Below are 14,341 nucleotides of genomic sequence, written 5' to 3' on the forward strand. Positions count from 1 at the left end.
CGTCAAAAAGGGTTCAGCGCTTGGGCATCAGCTTGAGCAGTCGCCCCTTGCGTCCGTCCTCCAGCAGCCAGACGGCGCCGTCTGGACCTTGCTCGACTTCGCGGATGCGCGCGCCCATGTCCCATTGGTCGGCCTTATTGGCATCGGTGCCGTTCAGCTCGATGCGGATCAGCGCCTTGCCCGAGAGCGCCGCGATCAGGATGTCCCCGCGCCACTCAGGAAAGGCCTTGCCCGAATAGACGATCAGATCGCCGGGCGAGATCGAAGGGTTCCACCAGATTTTGGGCGCCTGATAGCCGTCGCCGGGGGCATGATCGGGGATGTCCTTGCCGTCATAATGGCTCCCGTTCGAAGCGTTCGGCCAACCGTAATTCACCCCCGGCTTGATCAAATTGACTTCGTCGCCGCCCTTGGGGCCCATTTCGACTTCCCAGAGATTGCCCTTCGGGTCGAACGCGATGCCCAGCAGGTTGCGGTTTCCATAGGTCCACGCCGCGGGATGAAATCCCTTGGCGGCCAGCGGATTGCCCTTGGCCGCGGTGCCGTCCTCGTTGAGGCGCAGCACCTTGCCGAGCGTCGCCTTGGGGTCTTGCGCCGGAGTGAATTTCTGGCGGTCGCCATTGGTGAAGAACAGATGCCCGTCGGGCGCGAACAGGATGCGTCCGGAGAAATGCCCGTTGCCTTCGACATAGGGGTCGGCGCGGAACAAGGTCTCGACGTTTTGGAGGCTGGGCGAGGAGCTATCGCTCAGCGTGCCCCGCGCCAGGACCACGCCCTTCAGCCCATCGGCGCGCGCTTCGGAATAGCTGAAATAGACCCAGTGATTCCTGGCGAATTCCGGGTGGAGCACCACGTCCATCAATGCGCCTTGCCCCGCGCTCGACACCGCCGGAATGCCGCTTACCGCCGCGCGTGTCTTGCCGTCCGGCGAGACGAGCAGCATCGCTCCGGCCTTTTCGGTGATCAGCATGCGCCCATCTGGCAGGAAGGTCATCGCCCAGGGCGAGACGAACTCGGCCACCTCGGTAACGCTGAACGGCCGGCCATCCTGGGCTCCGGAGTCCTGCGCTACAGCCCCTGATTGCGGATTGCACGCAGCAAGCAGCGCGGCGGCGGGCAGGAGAGTGCGGGCATAGGACATCAGGAATACTCCGGCGGGATTTCTAATGAAAAAGCGCTAGCGCATCGTGGCGGTCGCGTCATGCCCATCGTCACACTGGTAACGAAATTGCGCATTTCCCATCGTCATCGGCGTTGGTTGACGGGCCAGGCTGACAGGCCTTGCCCCGCCCTGGGCAAGCGCGTATATCGCCCGTGCTTTCTCGACATCGTCAAACATGTTCGAGGCCGCTCCCCCGGGTGCGGTCGCAGAAGCTGCTTATCTGCCAAAATACCTAATGCCGGAGATCTTTTTGGCGGATATCGCCGCATTGACCAAGCTGATCGAACCCGAAGCCAAGGCGCTCGGGCTCGATCTGGTGCGCGTCAAGATGTTCGGCGGCGCCGGCGATCCGACACTTCAGGTGATGGCCGAGCGCCCCGATACGCGCCAGCTCTCGATCGACGATTGCGCCCATCTTTCGCGCCGCATCTCCGAAAAGCTCGACGAATTGGAAGCTGCGGGCCGCGACTCGATCGATCATGCCTATCGCCTCGAAGTCAGCTCCCCCGGGATCGATCGGCCGCTCACGCGCCTCCAGGATTTCGAGGACTGGAAGGGGCATGAGGCGCGCATCAGCCTGACCGAGAAGCTCGACGGCCGGAAGCAATTCAAGGGCGATCTCGCCGGTGTCGAACCTAAAAGTGAGATCGTGTCCATCACGGACACGCAGGATGTGACCCACTTCCTGCCGTTCGACCAGATCGAAGAAGCCAAACTCGTGATGACCGACAGGCTCATCGCCGCAACTGCCCCGCTTTCGAGCGAGGGCGCAGACGAATTCGAAGCAGAGGAACAAGACTGATGGCCACTGCCATTTCCGCGAACAAAGCCGAGCTGATCGCGATCGCCGATTCGGTCGCGAAAGAAAAGTTGATCGACCGCGCCATCGTCATCGAGGCGATGGAAGACGCGATCCAGCGCGCCGCGAAGAATCGCTATGGCAGCGAGAACGATATCCGCGCCAAGCTGGATCCCGTTACTGGCGATTTGCGGCTTTGGCGCGTCGTCGAAGTGGTCGAAGCGGTCGACGATTATTTCAAGCAGGTCGATCTGAAGGGCGCGCAGAAGCTTCAGAAGGACGCCGCGATCGGCGACTTCATCGTCGATCCGCTGCCTCCGATCGAATTCGGCCGCATCCAGGCCCAGGCTTCGAAGCAGACCATCTTCCAGAAGGTCCGCGATGCCGAGCGCGAGCGCCAGCACGAAGAGTTCAAGGACCGGATGGGCGAGATCATCACCGGCCTGGTCAAGCGCGTCGAGTTCGGCCACGTCGTGGTCGATCTGGGCCGCGCCGAGGGCGTCATCCGCCGCGACCAGCAGATCCCGCGCGAAGTCGTCCGCGTGGGGGATCGCGTCCGTTCGATCATCCTTAACGTCCGCCGCGAAAACCGCGGACCCCAGATCTTTCTCAGCCGCGCGCACCCCGATTTCATGAAGAAGCTGTTCGCGCAGGAAGTGCCCGAAATCTATGACGGCATCATCGAGATCAAGGCGGCCGCGCGCGATCCCGGCTCGCGCGCCAAGATCGGCGTGATCAGCCACGACTCCAGCATCGATCCCGTCGGCGCCTGCGTCGGCATGAAGGGCAGCCGCGTCCAGGCGGTGGTCCAGGAAATGCAGGGCGAAAAGATCGACATCATCCCCTGGTCTCCCGACACCGCGACCTTCGTCGTCAATGCGCTCCAGCCGGCCAATGTCAGCCGCGTCGTGATCGACGAAGAGGATGACCGCATCGAAGTGGTTGTCCCCGACGATCAGCTCAGCCTCGCCATCGGCCGCCGCGGCCAGAATGTCCGCCTCGCCAGCCAGCTCACCGGCAAAGCGATCGACATCCTGACCGAGGCCGATGCCAGCGAAAAGCGCCAGAAGGAATTCGTCCAGAATAGCGAGCTGTTCCAGAACGAGCTCGACGTCGATGAGACGCTCGCGCAGCTGCTGGTCGCCGAAGGCTTTGGCAGCCTCGAAGAAGTCGCTTATGTCGAGCTTTCGGAAATCGCCGAGATCGAAGGGTTCGACGAGGATCTTGGCGCCGAGCTGCAGAGCCGCGCCGTCGAGGCACTCGAGCGGCGCGAGGAAGCCAATCGCACGCTTCGCCGCGAACTGGGTGTCGAGGACGATCTGGCCACTATGCCCTATATGACCGAAGCGATGCTGGTCACGCTCGGCAAGGCGGGCATCAGGACGCTCGACGATCTGGCGGATCTGGCGACCGACGAGCTGGTCCAGAAGAAGCGCATCGAGCCACGCCGCCGCAACGAGGATGCGCCCAAGCGCGCCGAGGACAAGGGCGGCGTGCTCGCCGAATACGGCCTGAGCGACGAGCAGGGCAACGAGATCATCATGGCGGCCCGTGCGCACTGGTTCGAGGATGAAGCTCCGGCCGCCGCGGCAAACTCGGAGGACGCAGTTGCGGAATCCGAGCAATGATACCCGCGCGGTAAGACGAGCGAAGCAGTTCGGCCCCCCACGCGGCGAGGGGCCGGAAGGCACGGCCGACGCCTCCGCCCAGGCGCGAGAGGCGAACGAGCCGATTCGCAAATGCATCCTGTCGGGTGAGCGGGAAGCGCGCGAGCATCTCGTTCGCCTGGCCCTCTCTCCCACAGGTGAAGTGCTGCCCGACGTCCGCGCCAAGGCGCCGGGCCGCGGGGCGTGGGTCGGCGTAAACCGCGCGGAGCTTGAAGCAGCAATCGCCAAGGGCAGATTGCGCGGCAGCCTGGTGCGTGCCTTTAAAGACGCGACACTCAGCATTCCGGACGACCTGCCCGAGCGGATCGCCGGCCAGTTGCAGCGCAATCTGCTTGACCGGCTCGGCCTCGAATCCCGATCGGGCGCAGTCATCACCGGCGGCGAGAAGCTCGAAAAGGCCGCGCGATCGGGCAAGCTTCACATGCTGCTTCACGCCAGCGACGCCGGGGCTGACGGCGCGGGCAAGCTCGCCCAGGCATGGCGAGTTGGGTCGGACCGCGAGGGCAGCGATCTCAAGGGCTTAACATTGCCGCTGCCGCGCACCATATTGTCCTTGGCCCTTGGCCGCGAAAATGTGGTACATGCCGGCCTGACCGACGCCAAAGCGGCCAGGAGGGTGAGCGAAGCGCTCAACCGCTGGCTGCACTTTATCGGACCCGAACCCTTGCACGTGCCTTGCGTATCGATCGCGCAGGGCGCATCGGCGCTTCCGTCGGAAGCGCCGAACGACGACGAACGACAGACTGAAGGACTTTAGGCAGCCGCATGAGCGACACCGAGAACGAAAAGCCGAAACTGGGAATGCGCGCGCCGCTGGGCCTCAAGCGCACGGTCGAGACGGGCAAGGTGAAGCAGAGCTTCAGCCATGGCCGTTCGAACACCGTCGTGGTCGAAGTGAAGCGCCGCCGCGTGCTGGGTCCGCAAGGCCCCGCCGCCGAGGAAGCGACGCAGGCGCCCGAGCCTGCCGCCGCACCCGCCCCCGCGCCCGTGCCGGCCCCTGCGCCGCGTCCGGCCGCCGACACGCTGTCGCCCCAGGAGCGCCAGGCCAAGCTGCTGCGCGAAGCCGACGAGCAGCGGATGAACGCGCTCGAGGAAGCGCGCCGCCGTGAAGAGCGCGAGCGCGCAGAGGCTGCCGAAGCCGAATCGCGCCGTGCTGAAGAGCGCGCACGCGCCGAGGCTGAAGCCGCCAACCCGTCCAAGCCGGCTGCCGCGCGGGCCCCAGAGCCTACACCCGCGGCTCCCGCGCCTGAAGCTGAGCCCGTAGCCGCCCCCGAGCCCGTAGCCGCCCCCGAGCCCGTGGCTATCGCACTCGATCCCAATCGCCCCGCCCCGCGCCGTTTCACGCCGGTGGCGCGTCCTGAAATCCCGCGCCCCGCGCCCAAGCCAGTGGTGGAGCCGCAGGAGGAAGCCGCTCCGGCGTCACCTGCTCAGCCGCAAGCCGCTCGCCCGCTTCCCGGCGGCGGCGCGCCCAAGCGGCCCGAGCCGCCCGCACGCCCCAGCCGCGGCGCCGGTCGCCCCGGCGACGACCGTCGACAATCGGGCAAGCTCACGGTCAATCGCGCGCTCGGCGACAATGACGGCGCGCGTGCGCGCAGCCTCGCGGCGCTCAAGCGCGCCCGCGAGAAGGAACATCGCCGAATGGGCGGCCCGCGCGAACCGCAGGCCAAGCAGGTCCGCGACGTCGTTGTTCCCGAGGCGATCACGGTGCAGGAACTCGCCAATCGCATGGCCGAGAAGGGGGCCGACCTGGTCAAGACGCTGTTCAAGATGGGCTCGCCCGTCACGATGACGCAGACGATCGACCAGGATACCGCCGAATTGCTGGTCACCGAGTTCGGCCACAATATCGTCCGCGTCTCCGACGCCGATGTGGATCTGGCGGCCGACACCGATGTCGATGCCGCTGACACGCTCAAGACGCGCCCCCCGGTGGTCACGATCATGGGACATGTCGATCACGGCAAGACTTCGCTGCTCGATGCGCTGCGCGGCACCGATGTGGTCAAGGGCGAAGCCGGCGGCATCACGCAGCATATCGGCGCCTATCAGGTGACGCTGAAGGACAAGTCGAAGATCACTTTCCTCGATACGCCGGGCCATGAAGCGTTCACCGAAATGCGCGTGCGCGGCGCGAACGTCACTGATATCGTCATCCTGGTAGTGGCGGCGGACGACGGGTTGATGCCTCAGACGATCGAGGCGATCAATCACACCAAGGCCGCGGGCGTTCCGATGATCGTGGCGATCAACAAGATCGACAAGCACGAGGCCAATGCCCAGCGCGTCCGCGAGCGGCTGCTCGAGCATGACGTGCAGGTCGAGGCGATGGGCGGCGATACCCAGGATGTCGAAGTTTCCGCGCTCAAGAAGACCGGGCTCGACGAGCTGGTCGAGAAGATCCAGCTCCAGGCCGAATTGCTCGAACTGCGCGCCAATCCTCATCGCGCCGCCGAAGGCACCGTGATCGAAGCCAAGCTCGACAAGGGGCGCGGCCCCGTGGCCACCGTATTGGTCGGCCGGGGCACGCTCAAAGTCGGCGACGTCTTCGTCATCGGCGCCGAGAGCGGCAAGGTCCGCGCGCTGGTCAATGACAAGGGCCAGCAAATCAAGGAAGCCAGTCCTTCGATGCCGGTCGAGATCCTCGGCCTGTCGGGCGTGCCGATGGCGGGCGATCCGCTCCAGGTCGTCGAGAACGAAGCGCGCGCACGCGAAGTTGCGGCCTATCGCGCCGGCGTGATCCAGAACAAGCGCACCACCAATGCCCCCGCAAGCCTTGAGACGATGTTCTCGGCGCTCAAGGAAAAGCAGGCGATGGAATATCCGCTGGTGGTGAAGGCGGATACGCAGGGCACAGTCGAGGCGATCGTCGCCGCGATCAACAAGATCTCCACCGAAGACATCAAGGCGCGTGTGCTCCATGCGGGTGTCGGCGGGATCACCGAGAGCGACGTAACGCTCGCGGGGGCCAGCGGCGCGCCGATCATCGGCTTCAACGTCCGCCCGAACGCCAAGGCGCGCGAGATCGCCGATCGCCAGAAGGTCGCGTTCAAATATTATGACGTGATCTACGAACTCACCGACGAGATTCGCGCGGGCATGGCCGGGCAGCTCGGGCCGGAGGCATTCGAAACGGTGGTCGGCCGCGCCGAAATCCGCGAGGTCTTCTCGGCGGGCAAGCATGGCAAGGCGGCGGGTCTGCTCGTCACCGAAGGCATCATCCGCAAAGCGCTCAAGGCGCGCATCACCCGCGAGGATGTGATCATCTATCAAGGCGAGATCGCTTCGCTGCGCCGTTTCAAGGACGATGTCCCAGAGGTCCGCGCGGGCCTGGAATGCGGCGTGACCTTCACGCAAAACTTCGTGGACATCAAGGCGGGCGACTTCCTCGAAACCTTCGAAGTCGAGATGCGCGAACGGACGCTGTGAGAATATATTGACTTTTTACTTCAAGCCCTTTATAAGGGTACTTGTAATTAGTTAATCCGACGGTTGCGGGTTCGAATCCCGTCTTGGGCGCCATTTATGCCCATGTAGCTCAAAGGTAGAGCAGCGGACTGTTTAAAGGGGGCGCTCCCGGGATCGGTTGAGCGCCCCTTTTTTGTTATGGTGAATTTATGAAACACGCCGAGACCCCCGAAACGCGCTCCGTCCGCCTGCTCAAGGTGGGGGAGCAGACGCGCCACGTGCTGAGCGAAATCCTGGCGCGCGGCGACGTGCATGACGAGACGCTGGCGCGGCACATGGTCTCGGTCACCGAAGTGCGCATGTCGCCCGATCTTCGCCACGCCACGGTCTTCGTGAAGCCGCTGCTGGGCAAGGAAGAGGAAGCGGTGCTCAAGGCGCTGCGCACCAACACCGCCTATCTCCAGCGCGAAGTCGCCGCCAAGGTGAAGATGAAATACGCAGCCAAGCTCAAATTCCTCGCGGACGAAAGCTTTGACGAGGGCACCCATATCGACCAGCTGCTGCGCGCGCCGAAGGTGGCGCAGGATCTGGCCGGCGACGAATAGCGGGTCGGCTCAGGTCGCCCAAGACAGAAGTTCCTCAAGGATGCGCCAAGTCCCCTCACGGCGCTCCATCACCAGGATTTCGCCGCCTCCGCAAAAGCTGCCGCAATGCATGCCGACATGGACATAGGCTATGCCGCCGTCGATCTGGACGGGGGCATTCACCGAGTAACGGTATTTGCACGCCGGTGAAGGCCCAGGAAGGCCGAGGCGCTTGATATCGAAAGCCAGCGTCTGTCCCTCTCCCTTGGCGATGCGGCGCAGTCGCACGCGGTTAAGCTGCTGACTCGTATCCTTGCCGATGACGACCTGCATCATGTGGTCGGGGAGGCGAATCCTGTCCGCCATTGATGGCCCATCGAGTTCGATGCATTGCACCGCCGGATCCGCAACGTCCTTGCGCCGCCGCTCCCATGCCAGCGCAACGATCGTATCACCGTCGCTGAGCTGCTGCGCGGGCCATGCCGCCACCAGCGCGAAGAGTATCAGGCTCATGCAGCGAAGTGTCGAACTTTGCGCCATCCGGCGCAAGCCATTATGCCCCCGGCATGGCCAAGCTCTATTTCTACTACGCCAGCATGAACGCGGGCAAATCGACCACCTTGCTCCAGGCGGATTTCAATTATCGCGAGCGCGGCATGCGCACCCTGCTGTTCACCGCGGGGGTGCATGACCGAGGCGGCAAGGGGATGATAGATTCGCGGCTCGGCATCACCGAGCCGGCGATCCCGTTCGCCAAGGATACCGATCTGCGGGTGATCGCCGAGGACGAGCATTTCAAGGCGCCGATCGCCTGCATTTTGGTGGACGAGTCGCAGTTTCTCCAGCCCGCGCAGGTCCGCCAGCTCGCGCATCTTGCGGACGAAGTGGGCATACCGGTGCTCTGCTATGGCCTGCGCACCGATTTCCAGGCGCGGCTCTTCCCGGGGTCGGCCGAATTGCTGGCCCTCGCCGACGCGCTGATCGAAATAAAGTCGGTTTGCGAATGCGGGCGCAAGGCGACGATGAACCTGCGCGTCGATGAGGGGGGCAATGCGGTTCGCGAGGGCGAGCAGCGCGAAGTCGGTGGAAACGAGCGCTACGTCGCTTTGTGCAGGCGGCACTTCATGCAGCGTACAGGTGTTGTGGAATAGAAGGTTCTATCCACTATTCTCAGGAGTTATACGTGTTGAACTATCTCGCCGCCGCGCTCTTCCCCGCGCTGTTGCTAACCGCCGGCACCGCCGCTGCCCAGCGTGCGCCCGAGCCCGAAGGCCGCCAAGTGTCGATCCCCTTCATCACCTATGGCGGCGCGCGCAATTTCCACGCGGCACCGGGCGGGCGCGGGATCTACATCCAGAATTCACGGCGCGACTGGTTTTATGCGGACTTCTTTTCGCGTTGCAATGATTTGCCGTTCGCCACGCGCATCGGTTTCAAGACCTTCGGCGGCGGCAGTTCGCTTGAGCGCGGCGATACGATTCTGGTGGGGCGTGAGCGTTGCCGGATCAACAGCATCGTGCGCAGCGGCCCCCCGCCGAAGAAGGCCAGGAAGGCGCGCCGCTGACCCTCTGGCTGCATCGCCGCGCTGCTCGGCCAGAGTCTGTTAGTTAGAGGGCTGGTGCCGCTTCCACGAAAGCGGAACAGGCTCTAGGGCGCAGGCGTGCATGGCTGGATCATCCTCGACAAACCCTTGGGTCTCGGTTCGACTCAGGGCGTAAGCGCCGTCAAACGCGCGCTGCGCGATGGCGGATACGGCAAGTTCAAGGTTGGCCATGGCGGCACGCTTGATCCGCTGGCGACCGGGGTGCTGCCGATCGCGATCGGCCAGGCGACCAAGCTTGCGGGGCGGATGCTCGACAGCGACAAAGTCTACGACTTTACGATCGGCTTCGGGGTGGAGACCGACACGCTGGATGGCGAGGGTGTGGGAATTGCCGCTTCTCCCGTTCGGCCGACGCTTGCCGAGGTCGAGGCAGTGCTGCCGCGCTTCACCGGGGCGATTGAGCAGGCGCCGCCGGCTTATTCGGCGCTCAAGGTTGGCGGCGAGCGGGCTTATGATCTGGCGCGTGCCGGCGAGGAAGTGGTGCTTGCCAAGCGATCGGTGACGATCCATGCGCTTTCCGTGAGCCTTCCCCGCGTTGGCAAGCGTGACGAGAGGTTGGACGGCATCACCCTCACCGCCCATGTCTCCAAGGGCACCTACATCCGCTCCCTGGCGCGCGACATCGCGCTAGCCTTGGGCACCGTCGGCCACGTCACCATGCTCCGCCGCATCAGGGCCGGGCCCTTCGCTCTCGATGCCGCAATTTCGCTGGACAAATTGGCCGATGCCGCTAAGGCCCGCCAGCTTGAACACCTCCTCCTGCCGTTGAGGGCGGGGCTGGACGACATCCCGGCTCTGTTCCTCGATCCCGACCAGGCAGGGCTGCTCCGCAGGGGGCAGGTTCTGGACGGGACAGACGCTGAAGACGGCCAATATTTCGCGCTGCTGGACGATATTCCGGTCGCGCTGGTGGAGGCGCAATCCGGATTTGTCCGGGTCGTCCGCGGTTTCAATCTGTAAAGCGATGTCGAAGGAAGAAACATGACGATCACTGCCGAGCGCAAGGACGCGCTCATCAAGGAACATGGCCGCGAGAGCGGCGACACCGGCAGCCCCGAAGTGCAGATCGCGATCCTCACCGAGCGCATCGTGAACCTCACCGAGCACTTCAAGGGCCACGCCAAGGACAATCACTCGCGCCGCGGTCTCCTCATGATGGTCAACAAGCGCCGTTCGCTGCTCGACTACCTGAAGAAGAAGGACGCAACCCGCTACACCGACCTGATCGGCAAGCTGGGCCTCCGCAAGTAACCCAGAAGGGCGCCCGTGCGGCGCCCTTTTGACATTCGAGCCGCCGGCATTCCGGTCTGTGGCTCATTAAGGGGTGAAGATCATCCCGAACCGGACGGGCCGGATAACCCGTACATAGGCCCCCCGGCGCATCGGGCGCGGGGAGTGAAGGAAACCAAATGTTCGATACCAAGAAAGTAGAAATCCAGTGGGGCGGCGAAACCCTCACGCTGGAAACGGGCCGCGTTGCCCGCCAGGCCGACGGCGCCGTGATGGCGACCCTGGGTGAAACCGTCGTGCTCTGCGCCGTGACGGCCGCACGCTCGGTCAAGGAAGGGCAGGATTTCTTCCCGCTCACCGTCCATTATCAGGAGAAGTATTCGGCCGCGGGACGCATCCCCGGCGGCTTCTTCAAGCGCGAGCGCGGCGCTACCGAGAAGGAGACTCTCACGAGCCGCCTGATCGATCGTCCGCTCCGCCCGCTCTTCCCCGAAGGGTTCTACAACGAGATCAACGTGATCTGCCAGGTTCTCAGCTATGATGGCGAGAACGAGCCGGACATCCTCGCGATGGTCGCTGCATCCGCGGCCCTCACCATCTCGGGCGTGCCCTTCATGGGCCCGATCGGCGCCGCGCGCGTCGGCTATGTTGATGGCGAATATATCCTCAACCCGAACAATACGCAGATCAAGGAAGGGGATCTTGACCTCGTCGTCGCCGCCACAGGCGATGCCGTGATGATGGTCGAATCCGAAGCGAAGGAGCTTTCGGAAGAAGTCATGCTCGGCGCGGTGCAGTTCGCGCACAAGGCGATCCGCCAGGCCGTCAACGCGATCATCGATCTCGCCGAGCAGTCGGCCAAGGACCCCTGGGAACTTGCTCCGGTCGCCGACAAGTCGGACACGATGAAGAAGCTGCGCAAGGCCATCGGCGACGATATCGCCGCGGCCTATAAGCTGACCGACAAGCAGCAGCGCCAGAACGCGCTGAACGACGCGCGCGGCAAGGCGCGCGAGGCGTTCGCCGACCTAAAGGAAAGCGATCCCGGCCAGTATCTCGGCACGCTCAAGCTGGTGAAGAAGCTGGAGGCCGATATCGTCCGCGGCGCGATCCTGAAGGACGGCATCCGCATCGACGGCCGCACGACCACCCAGATCCGCCCGATCGAAGCGATGGTGCACTTCCTGCCCCGCGCGCACGGTTCGGCGCTGTTCACGCGCGGCGAGACTCAGTCGATCTGCACCACCACGCTCGGCACGCGCGACGCCGAGCAGATGATCGACGGCCTGAACGGGCTCAATTACGAGCACTTCATGCTGCACTATAACTTCCCGCCTTATTCGGTCGGCGAAGTCGGCCGCTTCGGCGCCCCGGGCCGTCGCGAAGTCGGCCACGGCAAGCTCGCTTGGCGCGCGCTGCACCCGGTGCTGCCGACCAAGGAAGAGTTCCCGTATACGATCCGCGTGCTCTCCGACATTACGGAGAGCAACGGCTCGTCCTCGATGGCCACCGTCTGCGGCGGTTCGCTCAGCCTGATGGATGCCGGCGTGCCGCTCAAGCGCCCGGTGTCGGGCATTGCGATGGGCCTGATCCTCGAGGGCAAGGACTTCGCGGTTCTTTCCGACATCCTCGGCGACGAGGATCATCTCGGCGACATGGATTTCAAGGTCGCGGGCACGTCCGAGGGCATCACGACGATGCAGATGGACATCAAGATCGCCGGCATCACCGAAGAGATCATGCGCAAGGCGCTCGAGCAGGCCAAGGAAGGCCGCGCGCATATCCTCGGTGAAATGGCCAAGGCGCTCGATCACACCCGTGAAGAGCTGTCGGCGCATGCTCCGCGCATCGAGAGCTTCACGATCGACAAGTCGAAGATCCGTGAAGTCATCGGCACCGGCGGCAAGGTGATCCGCGAGATCGTCGCGACGACCGGCGCCAAGGTGGATATCGACGATGAAGGCGTGATCAAGGTTTCGTCGTCCGACCCCGCGCAGATCGAGGCGGCGATCGCCTGGATCAAGGGCCTGGTCGAGGAAGCCGAAGTCGGCAAGGTCTATGCCGGCAAGGTCGTCAATCTCGTCGATTTCGGCGCGTTCGTGAATTTCATGGGCGGCAAGGATGGTCTCGTCCACGTCAGCGAAATCCGCGGCGAGCGCACCGAGAAGGTCTCGGACGTCCTGAGCGAAGGCCAGGAAGTCAAGGTCAAGGTCCTGGAGATCGATCAGCGTGGCAAGGTTCGCCTGTCGATGCGCGTCGTCGATCAGGAAACCGGCGAGGAACTGCCCGACACACGCCCGGCGCGTGAGCCCCGCGAAGGCGGCGACCGTCCGCGCGGTGATCGCCCGCAGCGCGACGGCGACCGTCGTCGTGATGGCGGCGGTGGCGGTGGACGTGGTCCCGGTGGTGACCGCGGTCCGCGCCGCGATGGCGGCGGCGACCGTGGCCCGCGCAGCGGCGGCGAAGGCCGCGGCCCGCGTCCCGAGCGTTCGGAGAGCAAGGACGAAGGCGGCGAGAATATCGGCCTGCCCGCGTTCCTGACCGGCGACAAGGACTAAGCTTAAGATATCCGGCGAAAGTTCGGAGGGGATGAAGGGCTCGGCGGCAACGCCGGGCCCTTTTTTCCTATTGGTTTTAAAGCGTACTCTTATCTTTCGCCTTTTCGGCCTCTTCCTCATTGCGTCTGAAGGCATCTTGGGCGGACATGACAGTCTCGCTCAGGTAGGTAATCGAGATATTTCCTTTCACTCCGGCGTCAGAAGGGCATGCCTCCTGAGCGCTATTTGCCGCTGCTTGTGAAAGGCCGCTCAAAAGCTCGCCTACTTTGCCGGTTCCTCTCGGGGCTGGAGCCGCAACGGGCGGATACTCGATCTCAACGCGAAGAAGCACGCGGGTAGCTGGAGTTGCAAAAGTCGCGAATGCCCGTTAGGTCTCTCGCTTCATTCACTTCCTTTTGAGTTCTCGCAGCGCCGTATTTTTGAGAAATCAGGTCTCGAAGACCCTTAAATTTCTCCATCGAGAGCGCCAAACACGCGGCGCTTCGCAGATCGACCTGCTCCAGACCTGACGATCCGAAGGTTAGACCGATCTCATTTCGGAGGCCAAGAAGCGTCACCCCTTCCTTAGTATAATCCATTACAATTCGAGGGGGTTTTTTCTTGGATGGTTTGACCGCTGCAGCCCTGATGCCAGGGAGCGCGCGTAACAGGATCGCAGCTTCGTCGGCAGTCATGCCATATCGCAGATCTTGCCAGAGCATTGGTCTGTTATCTATGGCGGGCTGAAGAGAAGCGGGTGCTTCCTGCGCAGCCGCAGCAGGAACGAATATGCAGCATATCAGAAATGGCAGAAGGCGTTTCATGGCAGTCTCCAGCCGCATTAACCCACTAGCTTCTGGTTCGTCCCACCACATTCTAAAAGCAAAAAAGCCGTGACAGATATTGCGGCGGCTAAAGAAATGAAGTGGGGGACTTCTGTTGCCCGGTGTCCCCCGTACCGCTGGTTTCCGCTTCTGTTGCCCGGTGCGGTCCAACCGCGCATTTTAGAATAACCTTAGGCCGTTAGGCCGTGGGGTTACGCCGCAATAGCGAGTGCTTCGTTATCGTTGGCACTTGTGAAATGGGCCGTCACAGTGGTCCCATTCTGAGCAAAAGTCGGCGCTTTTCAACACACGTCGATCCTGGTTCGGCCCCGTCAAAAACCCTCGGTTTCCCGAGGTTTATGGTGGAGCCGGCGGGTACTGCCCCCGCGTCCGCTGCATCTATTGCACACCGTCGTTTATCGCCATAGCCGGCCGAAACTGGCACTGTTTATATAGGAGCGGTTTTGTGCGTCGGCAACCGCACTCGGCGAAAACAACTTCACAACGCCGCATCGGGTTGGCATGGGCCT

13 protein-coding genes and 1 other RNA gene are annotated in these 14,341 nt (G+C 63.5%); 10 read left to right on the forward strand and 4 right to left on the reverse strand.

Annotated elements, in window-relative coordinates; genetic code table 11:
• Positions 1-13: 13 nt before the first annotated feature.
• Positions 14-1,144, reverse strand: coding sequence for a PQQ-dependent sugar dehydrogenase (locus tag VF617_RS06090; RefSeq protein WP_414713969.1), 1,131 nt, complete (start codon positions 1,142-1,144; stop codon positions 14-16).
• A 268-nt stretch (positions 1,145-1,412) separates the two neighbouring features.
• On the opposite strand from VF617_RS06090, the gene rimP reads away from it, so the two are divergent.
• The 5 genes from rimP (at position 1,413) to rbfA (ending at position 7,638) form a co-directional block, all read left to right on the forward strand.
• On the forward strand, positions 1,413-1,964 hold the full coding sequence (rimP, locus tag VF617_RS06095; RefSeq protein ID WP_331014021.1) for a ribosome maturation protein RimP: 552 nt from the start codon (positions 1,413-1,415) through the stop codon (positions 1,962-1,964).
• The gene (gene nusA, locus VF617_RS06100) at positions 1,964-3,589 is read left to right on the forward strand and encodes a transcription termination factor NusA (protein WP_331013975.1); all 1,626 of its coding nucleotides are present in this window, start codon (positions 1,964-1,966) and stop codon (positions 3,587-3,589) included. The genes rimP and nusA overlap by 1 nt, the downstream gene beginning before the upstream one ends.
• A gap of 103 nt (positions 3,590-3,692) precedes the next feature.
• Positions 3,693-4,385 carry a DUF448 domain-containing protein gene (locus VF617_RS06105; RefSeq protein WP_331014022.1) on the forward strand — a complete coding sequence of 231 codons (693 nt, stop codon included), beginning with the start codon at positions 3,693-3,695 and terminating at the stop codon, positions 4,383-4,385.
• Positions 4,386-4,393: 8 nt separating this feature from the next.
• Complete coding sequence (infB, locus tag VF617_RS06110; RefSeq protein WP_331013976.1) at positions 4,394-7,054, forward strand: translation initiation factor IF-2; 2,661 nt, start codon at positions 4,394-4,396, stop codon at positions 7,052-7,054.
• Between the two features lie 188 nt (positions 7,055-7,242).
• A complete protein-coding gene (rbfA, locus tag VF617_RS06115; RefSeq protein WP_331013977.1) occupies positions 7,243-7,638 on the forward strand; it encodes a 30S ribosome-binding factor RbfA in 396 nt (131 codons plus the stop codon).
• Between the two features lie 9 nt (positions 7,639-7,647).
• Here rbfA and VF617_RS06120 read toward each other — a convergent pair whose 3' ends face one another.
• Positions 7,648-8,130, reverse strand: a complete 483-nt coding sequence (locus tag VF617_RS06120; protein ID WP_331013978.1) for a hypothetical protein — start codon at positions 8,128-8,130, stop codon at positions 7,648-7,650.
• Positions 8,131-8,183: 53 nt separating this feature from the next.
• On the opposite strand from VF617_RS06120, the gene VF617_RS06125 reads away from it, so the two are divergent.
• The 5 genes from VF617_RS06125 (at position 8,184) to pnp (ending at position 13,008) form a co-directional block, all read left to right on the forward strand.
• Complete coding sequence (locus VF617_RS06125; protein WP_331014023.1) at positions 8,184-8,768, forward strand: thymidine kinase; 585 nt, start codon at positions 8,184-8,186, stop codon at positions 8,766-8,768.
• A gap of 32 nt (positions 8,769-8,800) precedes the next feature.
• A complete protein-coding gene (locus VF617_RS06130; protein WP_331013979.1) occupies positions 8,801-9,181 on the forward strand; it encodes a DUF6491 family protein in 381 nt (126 codons plus the stop codon).
• Between the two features lie 96 nt (positions 9,182-9,277).
• Positions 9,278-10,180: a tRNA pseudouridine(55) synthase TruB gene (gene truB / locus VF617_RS06135; RefSeq protein ID WP_331013980.1), complete on the forward strand. Its 903-nt coding sequence runs from the start codon at positions 9,278-9,280 to the stop codon at positions 10,178-10,180.
• 21 nt (positions 10,181-10,201) lie between these two features.
• Positions 10,202-10,471 (forward strand): 30S ribosomal protein S15, encoded by a 270-nt coding sequence (gene rpsO, locus VF617_RS06140; RefSeq protein ID WP_331013981.1) that lies wholly within the window; start codon positions 10,202-10,204, stop codon positions 10,469-10,471.
• A gap of 158 nt (positions 10,472-10,629) precedes the next feature.
• A complete protein-coding gene (gene pnp / locus VF617_RS06145) occupies positions 10,630-13,008 on the forward strand; it encodes a polyribonucleotide nucleotidyltransferase (RefSeq protein WP_331013982.1) in 2,379 nt (792 codons plus the stop codon).
• A gap of 314 nt (positions 13,009-13,322) precedes the next feature.
• Here the strand turns inward: pnp and VF617_RS06150 are convergent, their stop codons facing one another.
• A complete protein-coding gene (locus VF617_RS06150; protein WP_331013983.1) occupies positions 13,323-13,811 on the reverse strand; it encodes a hypothetical protein in 489 nt (162 codons plus the stop codon).
• A 139-nt stretch (positions 13,812-13,950) separates the two neighbouring features.
• Positions 13,951-14,293: a transfer-messenger RNA gene (gene ssrA, locus VF617_RS06155) on the reverse strand.
• Positions 14,294-14,341: the final 48 nt, after the last annotated feature.

Source organism: Sphingomonas sp. (genome assembly GCF_036388215.1).
GTDB lineage: Bacteria > Pseudomonadota > Alphaproteobacteria > Sphingomonadales > Sphingomonadaceae > Sphingomonas.